This window comes from Aquibacillus rhizosphaerae (assembly GCF_030282825.1).
Taxonomy (GTDB): domain Bacteria; phylum Bacillota; class Bacilli; order Bacillales; family Amphibacillaceae; genus Aquibacillus_C; species Aquibacillus_C rhizosphaerae.
In genome coordinates, this window is the sequence record NZ_JASTZU010000033.1 from 1 (window position 1) to 17,441 (window position 17,441).

At 35.5% G+C, this 17,441-nt stretch carries 10 protein-coding genes; 6 read left to right on the forward strand and 4 right to left on the reverse strand.

From position 1 onward, the window contains the following. Window positions 1-186, forward strand: a 186-nt coding sequence (locus tag QQS35_RS09490) for a hypothetical protein (RefSeq protein ID WP_456237188.1), incomplete at its 5' end; no start/stop codon positions are given. Here the strand turns inward: QQS35_RS09490 and ltrA are convergent. The 4 genes from ltrA to QQS35_RS09510 form a co-directional block, all read right to left on the reverse strand. After that, window positions 146-1,957, reverse strand: coding sequence for a group II intron reverse transcriptase/maturase (ltrA, locus tag QQS35_RS09495; protein WP_285930976.1), 1,812 nt, complete (start codon window positions 1,955-1,957; stop codon window positions 146-148). The two genes, QQS35_RS09490 and ltrA, sit on opposite strands and share 41 nt — an antisense overlap. 981 nt (window positions 1,958-2,938) lie before the next feature. Continuing rightward, window positions 2,939-4,483 carry a response regulator gene (locus QQS35_RS09500; protein ID WP_285931816.1) on the reverse strand — a complete coding sequence of 515 codons (1,545 nt, stop codon included), beginning with the start codon at window positions 4,481-4,483 and terminating at the stop codon, window positions 2,939-2,941. Window positions 4,484-4,489: 6 nt separating this feature from the next. After that, the gene (locus tag QQS35_RS09505) at window positions 4,490-6,229 is read right to left on the reverse strand and encodes a sensor histidine kinase (RefSeq protein WP_285931817.1); all 1,740 of its coding nucleotides are present in this window, start codon (window positions 6,227-6,229) and stop codon (window positions 4,490-4,492) included. Window positions 6,230-6,382: 153 nt separating this feature from the next. Further along, window positions 6,383-8,080: a methyl-accepting chemotaxis protein gene (locus QQS35_RS09510; RefSeq protein WP_285931818.1), complete on the reverse strand. Its 1,698-nt coding sequence runs from the start codon at window positions 8,078-8,080 to the stop codon at window positions 6,383-6,385. A 277-nt stretch (window positions 8,081-8,357) separates the two neighbouring features. Here QQS35_RS09510 and QQS35_RS09515 point away from each other — a divergent pair, with 277 nt between their 5' ends. From QQS35_RS09515 to QQS35_RS09535, 5 genes are all read left to right on the forward strand, one after another. Continuing rightward, window positions 8,358-9,428, forward strand: a complete 1,071-nt coding sequence (locus QQS35_RS09515) for an ABC transporter substrate-binding protein (protein WP_285931819.1) — start codon at window positions 8,358-8,360, stop codon at window positions 9,426-9,428. Window positions 9,429-9,560: 132 nt separating this feature from the next. Then, window positions 9,561-11,078 carry a sugar ABC transporter ATP-binding protein gene (locus QQS35_RS09520; protein ID WP_331490719.1) on the forward strand — a complete coding sequence of 506 codons (1,518 nt, stop codon included), beginning with the start codon at window positions 9,561-9,563 and terminating at the stop codon, window positions 11,076-11,078. A 1-nt stretch (window position 11,079) separates the two neighbouring features. Then, on the forward strand, window positions 11,080-12,123 hold the full coding sequence (locus QQS35_RS09525) for an ABC transporter permease (protein WP_285931820.1): 1,044 nt from the start codon (window positions 11,080-11,082) through the stop codon (window positions 12,121-12,123). Continuing rightward, window positions 12,120-13,112 (forward strand): galactofuranose ABC transporter, permease protein YjfF, encoded by a 993-nt coding sequence (gene yjfF / locus QQS35_RS09530; RefSeq protein ID WP_285931821.1) that lies wholly within the window; start codon window positions 12,120-12,122, stop codon window positions 13,110-13,112. Before QQS35_RS09525 ends, yjfF begins: the two co-directional genes overlap by 4 nt. A 52-nt stretch (window positions 13,113-13,164) precedes the next feature. Next, on the forward strand, window positions 13,165-17,441 hold a 4,277-nt coding region (locus QQS35_RS09535; protein WP_285931822.1), incomplete at its 3' end, for a LamG-like jellyroll fold domain-containing protein.

The following is a 17,441-nucleotide window of genomic DNA, read 5'->3' on the forward strand; positions in this document are numbered from 1 at the left end:
ATACAGATAGGTAAGGGTTTGAAGTTATCTCTACCTTTTCCCCCTGTTCACACCGTACATGCGACTTTCACCGCATACGGCGTTCCAACTAATCCAATTCATTCAATTTATGTATTTTTAGATTTGACTGTTGCTTTCTCCGAAATCAAACTACTTGATTATGACATTGTAATCGAAGTTCGTTGAGTTTTTCTACTTGCTTTTTGGAAAGATTTAATACTTTTATTAATGCATTAATTTTATCATTATCTTTCATGTGTACTAGTCTGTGGACTGATTCATGCAGTATTACTAGATTAGAGAATGAATCATCGTTTGAAAGATGATAAGGATTCTTATGGTGGCAATGCCAATCATTAAGACCTAGTTCTACTCTAGAAATGGCACACTTACCATACTGAGCAATAAATTTACTTATTCGATTGTCGTTATATTCAATTGTCCGATTTGGAATAAAACTCTTCATAATGTAAGATAAGACATCTTTATTTATGGCTTTTAACCCTTTGTGTATCTTTTCTCTACCTTCGGTCGTGTAATTGCACGTATCCTGGGTAAAGCATAAATTCGTTTTATATTTTTGGGCATGAATGGGTACAAACACCATGTTTTGTATCTTGTGCAGTTTGCATTTGTATCCTTTATACCTTTTTTGTAATGTCTTGGTCATGTCATGAAATTCTGCGTCAGTTCTAAGAATCTTTAGGCGATTATACATCGTTTTCCGTAGATAAGAGTTTAACTCATTAAGATTTATCGTAATTCTAGTGGCTGCTGAATAGTAATTTTGTATCCCCATAACGATAGTGTTGAAATTCCAAACGGTTTGATTACTAGGATGTTTCTGAACAGCTTTGATTGAATGTTTTATTTTGTTAGAAGCATTTAGCCTGGCTTTCTTAGACATATTTGACTTGGCTACATAACCAAACCTCGTTTTGCCCTTTCTTACTGCTTTAATAGAAAACCCGAGAAATTCGGAAAAATTTTTCTTTAGGTTTATTACCCTAGACTTTTCTTCACTTGTTTCAAGGTGCAATCTAGTCATCAAGAAATCTTTAATTGCATAGTTCATTCTGATTGCTTGTGTACGTGTACGACACAAAACCTTAAAGTCGTCCGCATAGCGGACAATATAACATTCTTTTAGTTCAGACTTCTTCAGTGCTTGATATTTAATCCCATTTGTTTTGTATTGAAAGTGAGTTGTGAAAGTTTCCCATTGATTACTTATCCACCAATCAAGTTCATTTAAAACAATATTTGAAAGTAGTGGAGATAGAATGCCACCTTGCGGTGTTCCTTTAGATGGTACACCTTCACCATGAATTTCAGCTTTTAATAGTTTTGAAATAATAGCGATTAACGACCTATCCCTTATGCCTAAAGACCAAATTTGTTTTAAGAGTTTACTATGATTAACATTATCAAAGAAACCCTTAATATCTACATCAATACAATGGTGAAGCCCAGATTGATTAATTAAAAATTCAAATCTTGCTTTTGCATGATGGGTGTTTCTATTCGGTCTGAATCCATAACTATGCTTGTGAAACTTTGCTTCACAAATTGGCTCTAATATCTGTAAAATACACTGTTGAATAATTCTATCCCAAATGGTTGGTATTCCTAGTGGTCGTACCTTGCCATTTGCTTTGGGAATTAAAACACGTCTAACTTTCTGTGGTTCAAATGATTGAAACATAGACTGAACATTTACTATCACATCTTCCACTGATAAATGACTAATATCTTTAATTGTTAATTTATCTATTCCTGCCGTTTTACTTCCTGTATTCCTTTTGATATTTCGATAGGCAAGCCTTATATTTTCATCAGAACTCATCAATTCTATTAATCCATAAAACTTTTCACCATTGACACTTTGAGTGTAGAGAGTGTCAAAACACTCTTGTAGATTATAATACTCGTTATGTCTCAGTTTCTTCCGTTTCAATAAGTCGGTACCCCTTTCGGAGTTAACCTCTTTTAGTCTCACGAGAACCTTATTAATCGATAAAGATCTGCCTTACATGGTTGAATGATTCTTCATTAGTCTAGTGGCTATCCCTCTGTGTTGATTAGACACTTCATTGGTACTGTGCCACCACTTTCACTGATATAAAGGGAAGTTATACAATAACTATTGTCATTATTGCTTTCCTTTCCAACGTTTCATAAGGAGTAAGCCCTCCACGTTATCAGCTTACAACGTTGAATTATATCTATTATAAAATGAACTTAGGTGCTTCCTGTAAGCCTGTTAACTTTCATATGCCTTTAACATATCATGGATTTTCATATTAGTTAGTTTTACTCACCCACATTTAACCTCACATTTGGTGATATACACATTTCTATGTATTGCAGGTCTAGACCCGTACATTCAGAAGTTTGTCAGCTTAACCTTTTTCTTTTAGGTTGATTCGCATACTCACCGTATTCATTCAACTCAAGCATCATGATTCACACCACCCCATCGGGTAGGCTTTCGACAGCTAGGTTACACTGTTACGGTGAATTCTTACGCCTTTTCACCGAGCTCTCAACACTGTCATTCTTACTAATTCAAGTGCTAATCGACTAAGAGAGAACCCTTCGGAGCGTTACCTCTTCATTTGATTCTTAGATATAATCCTTCAATTCCACATGGAATTGCCTAGCCTTTACCAGAGAGATGTTACCATCCTCCATTTAAGCTAGGAACATTTCGCACAACTCTTCTGCTCGTTAGTTGAAGAAAGATCCTTCACAAACTCTACATTTATTTTGGTTGCGATTTCATATGTTAATTCAAGTATTTATATCCAAAAACATTGATATATAAGTGAAAAGTAACAGACCAAATCATATGATAATTGGTCTGTTACTTAGTGTGATATTTCGTAGTTTCTCCACCGAAACGGAACTACTTAGGTTTAGGGAGCTTCTTTAAATTTTACGAGATGGGCGTGTCTACATGTGATTTGAATTCCTTTGTTGTCATCCCAGTCATCTTCTTGAAGGAATGACAAAAATAGTGCGAATCACTATACCCAACCTTATGCGCAATCTCATATGTTTTATCATTGGTTGTCTTAAGAAATTCCTTCGCGCGTTCGATACGAGTTTTTGTTAGGTATTCGATTAACGTTTGGCCCGTTTCTTGGCTAAACATGTGACTCAAGTAAGAAGCACTAACGTTAACTTTTTTTGCAACTAATTGAAGTGATAATTCATGGTCATGGTAATGATCATGAATATAGTCCTTTGTTTTTTGAATGATTACTCCGAATTTACTATTCACTTGCTCCCTAAATTCAATAACCGTATGCAACATCTTTTCCATATAGGATATGATTTCTTCGTAATCCTTAATCCAACTAACCTGAGTTTCTAACTGACTAATTTCATTTAACACGCTTACGGAGCCATTGTCCTGCTCTTTAATATAGTGTGTCACTGTAATTGTGAAATCCATTAAAAAGTAATAGATAAAAAACGGTGTGCGAATGTTAGCTGATTTCAGATAGGATGAATAATTTTGAGAAAAGTTAGTTATATTACTTTTCTCACCGAATTTAAGGAAATGGATTAAATCATTCCGATTAAATTGATGGATATCTTTATTGGACTTAATATCAACCTCGGTATTATTGACGTTATATTTTTTTGTAATGTTACTTGAAAAGTTTTTTTCCTTGCTCGCCTCATCAAAGGATTCTGCAATCGCTTGGATACGATTTTTTATTTTTCCTAAACCAAAGCTTATAGAATCAGGCTCTAATAACAGTTGTTTTCGAATCTGTTCAATCTCGCTTTCAAGCTGCTGTTTTGATTCACTTTTCATAATAAACACGGTCTCTTTACTTTTTCTTTTAAACACAAGGCAAGAGTGATTCGCTGCTATTGAATTGATTGAGGCTGACTCTCTCAATTCTGATTCAATGATTAAAACATAATAATAACTAGATAATAAATCGATACCTAACTCGGAAGCTTTTTTTATCGCACTGGCTGTAGAGTGTGAGCCTTCACATAATTCTCCTAGAAAGTGATTTTTAGTAAGAGAAGCATTTTCTAATGCTTGATTTTTCAAGTCAGTAAGTTGCTTTTTCTCCCACTCTTCAATATCTATTTGATCGGAAACTTTATGCAATATTTCAAGTAAATCAAATGCGGTGACAGGCTTTAAACAGTATTCAGACACCTGGGCACGCATTGCTTCTCTAGCATATTCAAATTCATCATGTCCACTCAATATAATTATTTTTAAGTCTGGTAGTTTATCACGAAGTATTCTGCTTAGTTGTAGTCCATCCATAAAAGGCATTTTAATATCAGTAATAACAATATCAGGTTTGGACTTTTCTATTAAAGGGAGTGCAATTTCACCATCTGGGGCATCCCCACAATATTCAAAGCCTTCCTTCTTCCAATTAATACTTTTTCCTATCCCTTCCCGGATAACCTTTTCATCATCGACTAGAAATACCTTTTTCATAATAACTCACCTCTCCGTTGGAATCGTTAAGCAAATTCGAGTACCTGATCGGTACCAACTATTTATGGTTAGTCCAAACGGTTCACCATAATAAAGTCGAATTCTTTGATGGACATTCACCATGCCGAAGCCACCTTTACCGTTGTCTAATGGTAAGCCGCGAGCTAATTGTGTGCGTATTTCGTCCAAACGTTTCTCCTTGATACCTATTCCATTATCGATTATGTCAATGACGATGTGCCCTTGTGCATTGATATCTCCCTTAATACGTATGAAGCCTTTTCCTCTTTTATTTTTAATTCCATGGTAAATGGCGTTTTCTACGAGTGGTTGGAGTGCTAATTTTAGGATTTTGTAATCAAGAATATCTTCATTTAAATGATAGGTAACTTCTAAAATATCTTCATACCTGATTTTTTGAATAATTAAGTAATTTCGAACATGTTCTATTTCATCATATAAAGTTATCCAATCTTTTCCTTTACTTAAAGAGATTCGGAAAAATTGGGACAATGCTTTTGTTACGTCAATGACTTGTGACGTGTTTTTTGCTTCTGCCATCCAAATAATTGTATCTAATGTATTGTATAAAAAGTGAGGGTTTACTTGAGCTTGTAAAGCTCGAAACTCAGCAATTTTCAATTGTTTTTGTTCATCGATACTTTTTTTAAGTAATGATTTTATTTTTTTAATCATACTGTTAAAGCTAGATCCAAGTTCAGAAATTTCATCCATGTCATCGCTGTTGTTAATGACCTTAACATTAAAGTCACCATAAGAAGCCTGTTTCATTTTTTGTTTTAAAATTTGAAGTGGACGTATTAACTTGGAAGAGATAAAAAAGTAAAGTCCTATTGTAAATATAATACTGCTCGTTACACTAAGAAAAATTAAGCTTCGTATATCATTAGCTTCCTTCATAATTTCACTAATTGGTGCATGACCAACGATTTTCCAACTAGTCATTTCTGAAGTAGTGAAGACAAAGAAAGTGGAAGTCGAGTCGGTGTAATAACCAGAACTATTCTTTCCAATCACGCTCCAATCTGTTGAAGGAGAACTTCCTTCAATTTTAGATGAGTGGTACAAATTTTCACCATACTCGGACTCTATATGAAAAGAACCCGAGTCACCTATTAATCCTTCATTTAATATATTGTTTATTGCGGATGCATCGATAATAATATTGATGAATCCAATCGTTTCACCGGTAAGGCTTCTAACAATTGCAGTTGTCATGGAAATCGCAGGAAATCCATTTTTAACTGTTGTATTGATCACTGGAGTTGTAGGGTCTTTATTAAGACTTGAGAATATCTGGATTTGTGATGGTGTTGGATCGAATTGGTAAACACCTCGACTTTCACTAAGTACTTTAGAATTATTCATAATACTTATATCTAAGATGTGCTTACTAGAGGGATAACTTTCTCGATAAAATTTAATCATGTTGAGTGTACTTGTGGCTTCTTCTTGGGTGTTTTTTTGATTTATTAGAAATTGTATTGTACTTTCCTGTTCACCGATTTCAGTGAAACGTTTAATATCTTGAAATAGTACATCAATATCACGACTTAATCGTTCGGCTTCAAATTGTGCTAATGTATGTGATTGCTCCGATACAATATTATACGATTTTACATACGAGACAATTCCGACAAAGATGAGAGGTGTAACAGTTAACATAACAAACATGACAAGCATCTTTGTGCGTAAGCTAGAAAAAATCCATTTTTTAAGATTCATAGGTTACTACCTACCAGTCTATAATTAGTATAAATAATGAAGGTATTGCGCATCAAACGATAATCATATATAAGTTTTGTTGCTTTCTAACCTCTTTTATCTTTGAATATGAAAGTCCATGGAACGCAGTCAAAATTTATTAAAAGATAGCTGTTATACTTTAAACTGCCTAATATCATTTTTCATTTTTTGGATTCTTTCGACTAACTTATAAGAAGACTCAGATACTTCTTCTAAGGTCGCTAGCTGTTCTTCTCCCATAGATGCAATACTGATTACCTCTGACTTACTGATTTTGGAACGATGTTCAATATCTCTAATCACATTCCTAACGTGGTCCATATGTTCAAAAGCCGATTGCATATCTTCTGTAACATTATTGATCTCTGATTGGACATTTCTATTAAATGCGTAAATTGATTCAAAACTTTCGCCTATCTTTACAACTTGCTGATTACTGATAATATCTTTCTGTGCCTCTTTTAGTTTTTCACTTATGTTATTTTTATGTTTTTGAACACGTGATTCAGTTATTTCTGAGTCTTGTGTCGTTATATTCGCTTCATTAGCCAATTGCTCTATTCGTTCTGTTATATTGGTAAGTTCTTTTTGGTTGGTTTCATTCGTTATTAGGTTACTCATCGTATAAGATAGTAAGTTAGCTTCACGAGCAATTAATTTCATTATATTTAAACTTTTATCGACTTCTGAAACTGTTTGAGTTAGTTGTTGAGATTCATTATCCACTTGGTGTAGGAGGCTTTTAATACTATGATTTTGATTAACTAATTTGTCTACCTCTAAACTACCTTGATTGGCCAATTCTAGTGATTTGTTGGAATGAAGTTGAATTTTAATAGATTTACTTAAGATTTGCTCATATTTGATAATTAAATCGTCATAAGTTGATACTGCTTGTTTAATTAGTTCATCTTGTTCATGAAGATTCATAGAGATTGTTTGTGTTGCATTTGCCACTTCCTCACCAGCAAATCTATTTTCTTGAATACTATGGTGGATATCTTTAGAAGATAACATAACTAAGTCATTCGTACTTCTTACGCTTACGATGATATCTTTAAGATTGTTAGACATCCGGTTATAAGAACGACACAAATCACCAATCTCATTTTTCGAAGGAATAACAACTGCATCAACTGTAAGATTTCCTTCAGCAATTTCGTTAGCGTTCTGTCTTAATCGATGAATTGGTTTTACAATGTTACCTGAGATGTACCACGCAAACAATATTGATAATAATATGACAGCAATAAATGCTACTACGTAAACGGTAATATCTCTTTTAATATTATCCACTATATTCGTCTTTGATTGTTCGCTGACTTCGAGTGTTGAGTGTAACAACTTTTGAACTTGATCATCCACTATGTCTGTAATGATAGTGATATATTCGTATGTAATATTGCGTTGATCTGCTGGAAGGTTATATTTAATTTCTTCGCCTAGTTTATCAACATACTCTTTAGTAGTAGATAATGATTGTCGCACCTCGGAAATTTCTTCATCAAACTGTCCTAAGCTGTCATCGGACTCTATCTGATTTAAATTACTGTTCATAGAATTAAGCAGTGCATACTGTGAACCATTTTCAAAAGAGACTTTTCCATAAACGATTTCTCTTATTTCATCATCTAATTGTAATTTTAATTCTCCGTTAATTGCATTTGTAAGTGTGATTGTTTTCATCATGTCGTTATACTCACGAACATATCCAACGAATAGAAATATTAAAACACAATTTGCAATAGCAACCCAAAGTAGAACAGTTAGAAATACAATAATTAGTCTCGTCCGCAAAGAAAGATCGGACAACTTTGAAAACGCAATCATTTTATCATACCCCTATCTTTCTTTATGACCTTTTTACTAATTTTATCATACAATCAACGGCTTTCCGTACTTATTGTAAAGAAATTACAAAAATATTGTAACTTTTCAACAGATAATCACAATTTTGTGTGATTATATAAATGGATATAATATTATATTACAATTTTTACGAAAACAATTACATTTTAATATATCTGAAAGCGCTTTATACTGAGTGTGTGCCAATTCAACGGGAATGATTGATGGATTGGAAATAAAAAGGGGAGGTTTTTAGTTTATGAAGAAATTATTTAGTTCTAAACTTTTAATGCTTATGATGCTGGCGCTATTGCTAGTAGTAGCAGCGTGTGGATCAGATGAAGCTGAGGAAGCAGGAGGGACAGAATCTGATTCAACAGAAACAGAAGATACAACAGAAACAGAAGATACAAGTGCTGAAACTGAAGGTGACACTGAGGAAGCTTCTAGTGAAAAACTTGTAATCGGTTTCTCGCAAGTTGGTGCTGAGAGTGAGTGGAGAACAGCAAATACAGAATCAATGAAAGCAGCAATTACTGATGCTGGACATGAATTGAAATTCTCAGACGCTCAGCAGAAACAAGAAAATCAAATTAAAGCGATTCGTTCTTTTATCGCTCAAAAAGTAGATGCAATTGTATTCTCACCAGTGGTAGAAACTGGGTTCGAAACAGTTCTACAGGAAGCAAAAGATGCAGACATTCCGGTATTCTTAGCTGACCGTTCTGTTGATATTGAAGATGATTCTTTATGGGTAACTTTCCTAGGTTCAGACTTTGTTGAAGAAGGAAGAAAGGCTGGAAATTGGTTAGTTGATGAATTGGGAGATGAAGATGAAGTTAATATTGTTGAACTGCAAGGTACAGTAGGTTCTGCTCCTGCAATTGACCGAAAAGAAGGTTTTGAAGAAATAATCGGAGATCATTCGAATTTCGAAATTACACAATCACAATCAGGTGACTTTACTCGTGCGAAAGGTAAAGAAGTTATGGAAGCATTCCTAAAATCAGATGGTGATAACATCGATGTATTGTACGCACATAATGATGATATGGCTATCGGTGCAATCCAAGCTATTGAGGAATACGGCTTAAAGCCTGCTGAAGATATTACAATTATCGGGGTAGATGCGGTTAAAGGTGCATTTGAAGCGATGGCAGCTGGAAAAATGAATGTTACGATCGAATGTAATCCATTATTTGGTCCTCAAATGGTTGATTTGATTGAAGCGTATAAGGCTGGAGAAGAAATTCCGAAGCGTGTAGCTGTTGAAGAAAGCATGTACACAATGGATCAAGCGGAAGAACTTCTTCCAACTCGTCAGTACTAATTAATATAAAATCACACTGAAAAAAATAAGCCACTACAGTTTAAAACGTTATCATGGTTAGTTACATGAATTATGTGAATAGACGGTAGTGGCTTCAATTGAAAAAGTTAAAGAGTTAGGGAGGTTAGTATAGTGCAAAATCAAACACCAAGACTCGCTATGGAGGGTATTGTAAAAGAATTTCCAGGCGTTAAAGCGTTGTCAGATGTTAATTTTCAGCTGTTTCCTGGTGAGGTGCATGCATTAATGGGTGAAAATGGTGCGGGTAAATCCACACTTATAAAAGTGTTGACCGGAGTGTATTCCATAGATGGAGGTACTGTCACGCTTGAAGGTAATCCTATCCATGTAAATAGTCCGCTAGAAGCACAAGAATTAGGGATAAGTACTGTATATCAAGAAGTTAATCTTTGTACCAATTTGTCAGTTGTGGAAAATATCTTTATTGGACGACAGATTATGAAAAAAGGCCGGATTGATTGGAAAGAAATGAATCGCCAAGCAGATGAGTTACTGAAAAGATTAAATTTGAATATTGATGTGACGAAATTATTATCTTCTTATTCCGTCGCTATGCAACAAATGATAGCAATTGCGCGTGCACTGAATGTACAAGCGAAAGTGCTTATTTTGGATGAGCCAACATCTAGTCTTGATAGAGATGAAGTAAATCAATTGTTTGATGTAATCCGCAATTTGCAAAAAGAAGGATTAGCAATTGTATTTGTTAGTCATTTTCTAGATCAAATTTATGAAATCTCAAACAGAATAACTGTATTGCGAAATGGTGAATGGATAGGCGAATATATGACTAAAGATTTACCTAGGCTTGAATTAGTTGAGAAAATGATCGGTAAAGAACTAAATGAGTTAACATCGATTTCAAAAGGTAAGGGAGACGAGGTACAGACGGAAAAGAGAGAGTCATTCATGGAAGTTGAAAATCTTTCTAAAACAGGAAACATTCAACCGTTTAATTTAGATATACATGAGGGTGAAATTGTAGGTTTAGCTGGATTGCTTGGTTCAGGGAGAACTGAATTAGCAAGATTGTTATTTGGGGCAGATAAACCTGATACTGGAGAAATTAAAATTAAAGGTGTAAAGAAGCAACTTAATAGTCCAAAACAGGCAATCGCAAATCGTATCGCTTTTTGTTCTGAAGACCGAAAAGCTGAAGGTATTATTCCAGAGTTGACAATTCGCGAGAATATGATTCTAGCAATGCAAGGGACAAAAGGGTGGTTTAGATTTATTCCTAAGAAAAAACAAATTGAAATTGCTGATGAGTATGTTGAATTATTAAACATTAACCCACCTAATCCAGAACAACTAATCAAAAACCTTAGTGGGGGAAATCAGCAAAAAGTTATGCTAGCAAGGTGGCTTATAACAAATCCAGAATTATTAATTCTTGATGAGCCAACTCGAGGTATAGATATAGGTGCTAAAACTGAAATTATGAAGTTAATGGTTTCGTTGAGTGAAAAGGGAATGTCCATTTTATTTGTTTCTTCTGAACTAGACGAAGTATTACGCACATGTGACAAAATAGCTGTACTTAGAGATCGTAAAAAGGTTTCAGAAATTAGTAATAAAGATCACAAAACGCAACACGATATAATGAAAGAAATGGCCGGAGGAATGTAATATGATTAAATCTATGATCAAGTCTAAATTATTTTGGCCAATCGTAGTATTGGTTTTAATTTTATTGTTTAATCTGTTTTTTGATCGCGGATTCTTCTCGATTGAAGTAAGAGGTGGCCACTTAGTTGGTAGTTTGATAGATATCTTAAACCGTGGTGCACCGCTTATGCTGATTTCTATAGGAATGACGCTTGTTATTGCTACGAAGGGAATTGACCTTGGTGTAGGTTCTGTTATTGCGATGTCAGGTGCAATTGGTGCAATGTCAGTTGCTGGTGCTGCTGATGACAGTATTTTACCGTTATTCACTGCGATTGGTTTATCAGTGGGAATATGTGTACTTGCGGGTGCTTGGAATGGTTTGTTAGTTTCACGTGTCGGGGTACAGCCTATCGTTGCTACACTTATTCTTATGGTAGCTGGACGTGGGATTGCTCAATTAATTACAGGCGGTCAAATTACGACTGTTTACTATGAGCCATATTCCTATATTGGTGGCGGTTATCTGTTTTTGCTTCCATTCTCTATATTTATAGTCGCTGCTGTTTTTGCAATTGCGATGTTTCTAACGAGAAAAACTGCGATAGGTTTATTTATTGAATCAGTAGGTTCAAATCCTGATGCAAGTCGTTTATCGGGTATAAATTCAAAAAATATAATTTTAATGGTTTATATATTTTCTGGATTTTGTGCTGCCATTGGTGGTTTGATTCTAAGCTCTAATGTGGCGAGTGCTGATGGAAATAATGCAGGTCTGTGGTATGAACTAGACGCAATTTTAGCTGTCGTTATTGGTGGTACATCTCTAATGGGTGGTAGATTTTTCTTGATGGGTACATTAGTTGGTGCTTTGATTATTCAAAGTTTAACAACAACAATTTATTCCGTAGGTGTGCCGACAGAATATAATCTTGTCGTAAAAGCAATTGTTGTATTGATTGTTTGTCTGTTACAGTCTCCAGAATTTAGAAAAAGACTCACTGGTGCGTTTGGAAGCAAAAAAGGAGTTAAAAGTACTAAAGATAAGGGAGTGACACTATCATGAAAAAGTTAAACTTAGATTATAAACAACTCCCTTTAATTGCTACGATTATACTCTTTATTATCATGTATGCGTTTGGTTCGTTTAGGTATACAGGTTTTTTCTCTTCACAAGTATTTTTGAATTTATTTATTGACAATGCATTTTTAATTATCGTAGCTGTCGGTATGACTTTTGTTATTTTATCAGGAGGAATTGATCTATCTGTTGGTTCAGTAATTGCTCTAACAAGTATGATTGCTGCAAGTTTAATAATGAATGCTGGACTTTCACCATGGATTGTAATTCCAATTTGTTTACTTACAGGTACATTAATTGGAATGGGTCAGGGTGCTTTGATTCAATATTTTAACTTACAACCCTTCATTGTTACGCTAGCAGGAATGTTTCTTGCTAGGGGACTCGCCTATGTGATAAGTGTTGAAACGATTGCGATTAACCATCCATTTTTCAGTTATATGGCTAGTGGTCGAATTCCAATTTGGGGTGATAATTTTATATCCCCAAGCGTGATTATCGCATTCGTAGTTGTAGTCATTGCAGTGTTTGTAGCGCATTTCACAAAATATGGGAGAAATGTATATGCTATCGGTGGGAATGAGCAATCTGCACTTTTAATGGGACTTCCTGTTGCTAGAACAAAAGTTATGATTTATACAGTTAGTGGTTTTTGTGCTTCACTTTCCGGACTAGTGTTTACCTTCTATATGTTGTCAGGTTATGGTCTTCATGCTAACGGTTTAGAACTTGATACCATTGCTGCAGTTGTTATCGGGGGTACGCTTTTAACTGGTGGCTCAGGGTATGTTGCAGGAAGTGTTGTAGGTGTCATGATTTTGGGTATTATTCAGACAGTAATTGTATTTGAGGGTACATTAAGCTCATGGTGGACAAAAATAGCTATAGGAGCATTACTATTATTGTTTATCGTACTTCAGCGAGTAATTGTAATTAGAAGTAAGACAAAAAAAGGTATAATCTCTCAACATTAAATGAATTAACACACCTAGGGGAAGGGAGAATTAATTCAGAGGAGAGTGACGAATGAAGAGTAAAAAAAATACTGCGATTTTTGTACTAATCCTGATGTTGTTTAACACAATATCAGGATTAGTACCTCAATCAACCTTTGCAGCTGTCGAAGATGACCTTTTGCTTCATTATGATATGAAGAATATTGATGGAACTACTGTACAGGACTCGAGTGCCAATGGTTATGATGGTGAATTAGTGAATGAAGCTAATTCAGAAGTAGTAAAAGAAGATAACTATGGATATGTAAGTTTAGCAGGAGGTAGCTCAAGTGATTCATCCTATGTATCGATTCCGGAGGGTGTCTTAGATAAATCATCTGAGATAACTGTATCAACGTTGGTGAAATGGGATGGTACGAACACAGCTGAATGGTTATATGCTTTAGGTCAAGACAATAGCAGATACTTATATTTCACACCAGAATACAATGCAGATAGTTCCGCGCGATTTGGCATAGCTACTGATGGCTGGAGAAATGAAGTGTCAGCAAGGCAAGATGCAGCACTGGCTGCGGATGAGTGGAAACTAGTAACTACTATAATATCAGAAGTAGAAGAAACACTAGAATTATATATTGACGGTGAACGGGTAGCTACTGGTTCAACGGAAGGTTTCACGCTAGATGATATTAAGAATCAAAATGGTATTAGTGGGTATATTGGAAGATCGATGTATGCAGGTGATCCATACTTTGGTGGTGATATTGCAGACTTCCGCATTTATAATAAAGCCTTGTCGACGTCTGAGATGGCCCAATTGAAAACACAAGCAGAAAATAAAATTAATCTTATTGAAGGTACTACACCTGTATCAGAAAACGGGGAGTTGATTCTTCATTATGATATGAAGTCTACACAAGAAACCGGTGGACAAGTTATCTTAAATGATATTTCTGGAAGCGATACCATTTTTAATGGGATATTTAAAAACCCTGAAAACGGCGATTTGGTAAAGAACTCAGAAGCAGGTTATGTGGCTTTTGATGGAGGATCGTCTGATTCAGAGAGTGGATTTGTAGAAATTCCAAAAAGCTCAGATGGGTCTGATGTACTCACTGGCTTAGAAGACGTCACTGTTTCTACACTTGTTAATTGGAACAATGACGGAACAAACCGTTGGATATTTGGATTAGGTAGAGTAGATAGTGATATTGAGAATGGAAATGGTTATTTCTTTGTAACCCCACGTCATGGTGTAGATAGCAGTAATGATATTGCAACAGGAATATCAGAGGCTGGATGGAGAAACGAAGCGCTAATTAGGGGTGATGAAACGCTTGAGTCAGATTCATGGCAAGTAGTAACTGCAGTATTCTCAGGATCTACTGATACTTTAACACTATATGTAAATGGTGAAGAAGTAACTTCAGGTTCTGTTGGAGGTAAAAAGTTATCACAAATAATCGATGCAGAAGCAGATTTTTCAGGATTTATTGGGAAATCAATTTTTACAAATGACGCTTTTTATAGTGGTATGGTAGGGGACTTCCGTATTTATGATGGTGCTTTGACTGACGAAGAAGTAGCTACATTAGCAACACAAACTACAAGTGAAATAAGTGAAATAAACCAGCTCGTAATTTCAGATGCTGAAAATGAACTGGATATTACAGACTATTTGGCAGCGGATGATGCAAGTAAAGATGAAATTACTCAAAATCTTAATCTTCCTGACACAGGAAAGCATAACGTTACGATTAATTGGAGTTCAAATAACCCAGGTGTTATTTCCAATGATGGTGTTGTAACGCGTCCAACGACTCAAGGATCTGATGGCGCTGTGGTGCTAACTGCAACACTTTCTCACGAAGGACTAACAGCCGAGAAAACATTTAACGTTACGGTATTAAAAGAATATTCAAATCAACAACGTGTTGACTTTGATGCAAATGAGATAACAATTTATAACAAGGATAACGTAAAAGGCAATTTAGGATTACCTACTTCTGGCGAAAATGGTTCTACTATCACATGGGAATCTTCGAATATTGAGGTTGTTAAGGGGTCTGAGCAAGCGAGAGAAGATGCCAAATCTCTTGGAGTTGTAACACGTGCTAGTGAAGATACTGTAGTTACTTTAACAGCAACAGTATCTAATGGTGACGCAGAAACCGAGAAATCATTTGATGTTACAGTTATCGCTGATCCAGGCAAAAAGGATTATGATGCATACTTCTTTTCATACTTTACTGGAGAATATGAAGGTGGAGAAGAAATATCCTTTGCTACTGCAGAAGAACCTTTGAACTGGAGAGCTTTGAATAATGGACAATCTGTTATTCAATCCACTATGGGTGAAAAAGGCTTGCGTGATCCTTTTGTTATGAGGTCTCCAGAAGGTGACAAATTTTACATGATTGCAACTGATTTAAAGATGGGGGAAAGTACCAACTTTGATCAGGCTCAAATAACTGGAAGTCACTCGCTTATGATCTGGGAATCAGAAGATCTTGTAAATTGGAGCGAACAAAGAATGGTGGAAGTTGCACCTGAAAATGGTGGTAACACATGGGCACCAGAAGCTTATTATGATGAGAAGACAGGAGAATATGTCGTATTTTGGGCTTCTTCAATAGACAACGATGAAACGTATGGTAATTATCCAAATGGAAGGCCAAATGGTCAGTATAATGTGATGTATTATGCAACAACCAGAGACTTCCATGAGTTTTCAGAACCGAAAGTCATGATTGACGATGGATTCCCGACAATCGATACAAGCTTTGTTCAGGATGGTGAAACTTTATACAGATTTACTAAGTCTGAGGTGAACTACAAAGTTTATTATGAGAAAGCAACAAATATTTTTGATGATGCTGACAACATTGTGGAGAATGGTTTTCAGTTTGAACCAATTGAAGGGACTAAAAATGGTAACCAAGGTTTAATCGGTCATGGTGGAAATAATGAAGGACAAACAGTCTTTAAAGATATTCATGAAGACAAATGGTATTTGTTCTTAGATTCATGGCCATATCACGTACGTTGGACGGATGATTTAGAAGATGGTGAACAGTTAGTAAATAACGTTCTTGATGATTCTGAATATGCACTTCCGCCAGGACCACGTCATGGAACAGTAATTCCAATCACTAGAGCAGAATATGATGCGCTACAAGCTAAATATACACCAGAAGCTCCAGAAGCTTCTACAGAACCAGTAGTTCACTATACTTTTGATAATGCCGATGGGACGACTGTGAAAGATGTTACAGATAACGGTTATGATGCAGAGTTGATAGGCGGAGCAAATATAGATACTGTAGATAAAGTTGGAGACTCTGAAGGTTCTGTAAGTCTTGATGGATCTTCTGGATATGTTGAATTGCCAGCAAATATCATACAAGATCTAAACTTGAAAAATATGACAATGTCATCATGGGTAAAAGTTAACAGTGATCAAACAAATCAAAGAATTTTTGACTTTGCTTCTGACACTGGACGAACTGCAAATCGAAACACGATGTATTTAAGTACACAAGGTGATACTGGTACCTTAGAATTTGCCGCAGTAACTCCTTTTACTGAAAAATTCAGTAATGCATCATCAACACTTGGTACGGATTACAAATATGCTGTAAGAGCTCCAAGGTTATCAACACAAACATGGCACCATGTAGCGATGACAATTGAAGGCTTTGATGCTGTTTTATACGTTGATGGTGAAGAAGTTTCTAGAAAATCAACATATAACATGGAACCAAGAATGTTAATGGAGACGACGATGAACTATTTAGGGAAATCTAGAAGTGACAACCACAATTTATTTGATGGTAAATTTGATGAATTTAAAATCTTTAATCGAGCACTTACTGAAGCAGAGGTTACTGTTCTTGCTGATGAAGAGATGGTAAATCCAGAAGATCCAAGTGATGAAGAAAATCTTGTAACAGATGTAACGCTTGATCAGGAAACCGTAGAATTGACTGAAGGTGAATCAAGTCAGTTAACAGCAACGGTAATTCCGGATACAGCAGTTAATAAAGCAGTCGCATGGGTTAGCAGTAATGAAGAAGTAGCAACTGTCGATGAAAGTGGTAACGTAACTGCAGTTAAAGCTGGTACTGCATTCATTACAGTGACTACAGCTGACGGCGGTCATATGGCAACTAGCGAAGTAACTGTAGAAGAAGCAACTGATACTACACCAGGTGATGATAGGAATGAATTAACATTAGGTGGAGATTCACAAGAGGTAGAAGCAGGTGAAACATATACGGTTACAGGTACAAGTGCAAAAGTAACGATGCCAGCAGATTTACCAGTAGGAACAAAAATGAAAGTGGA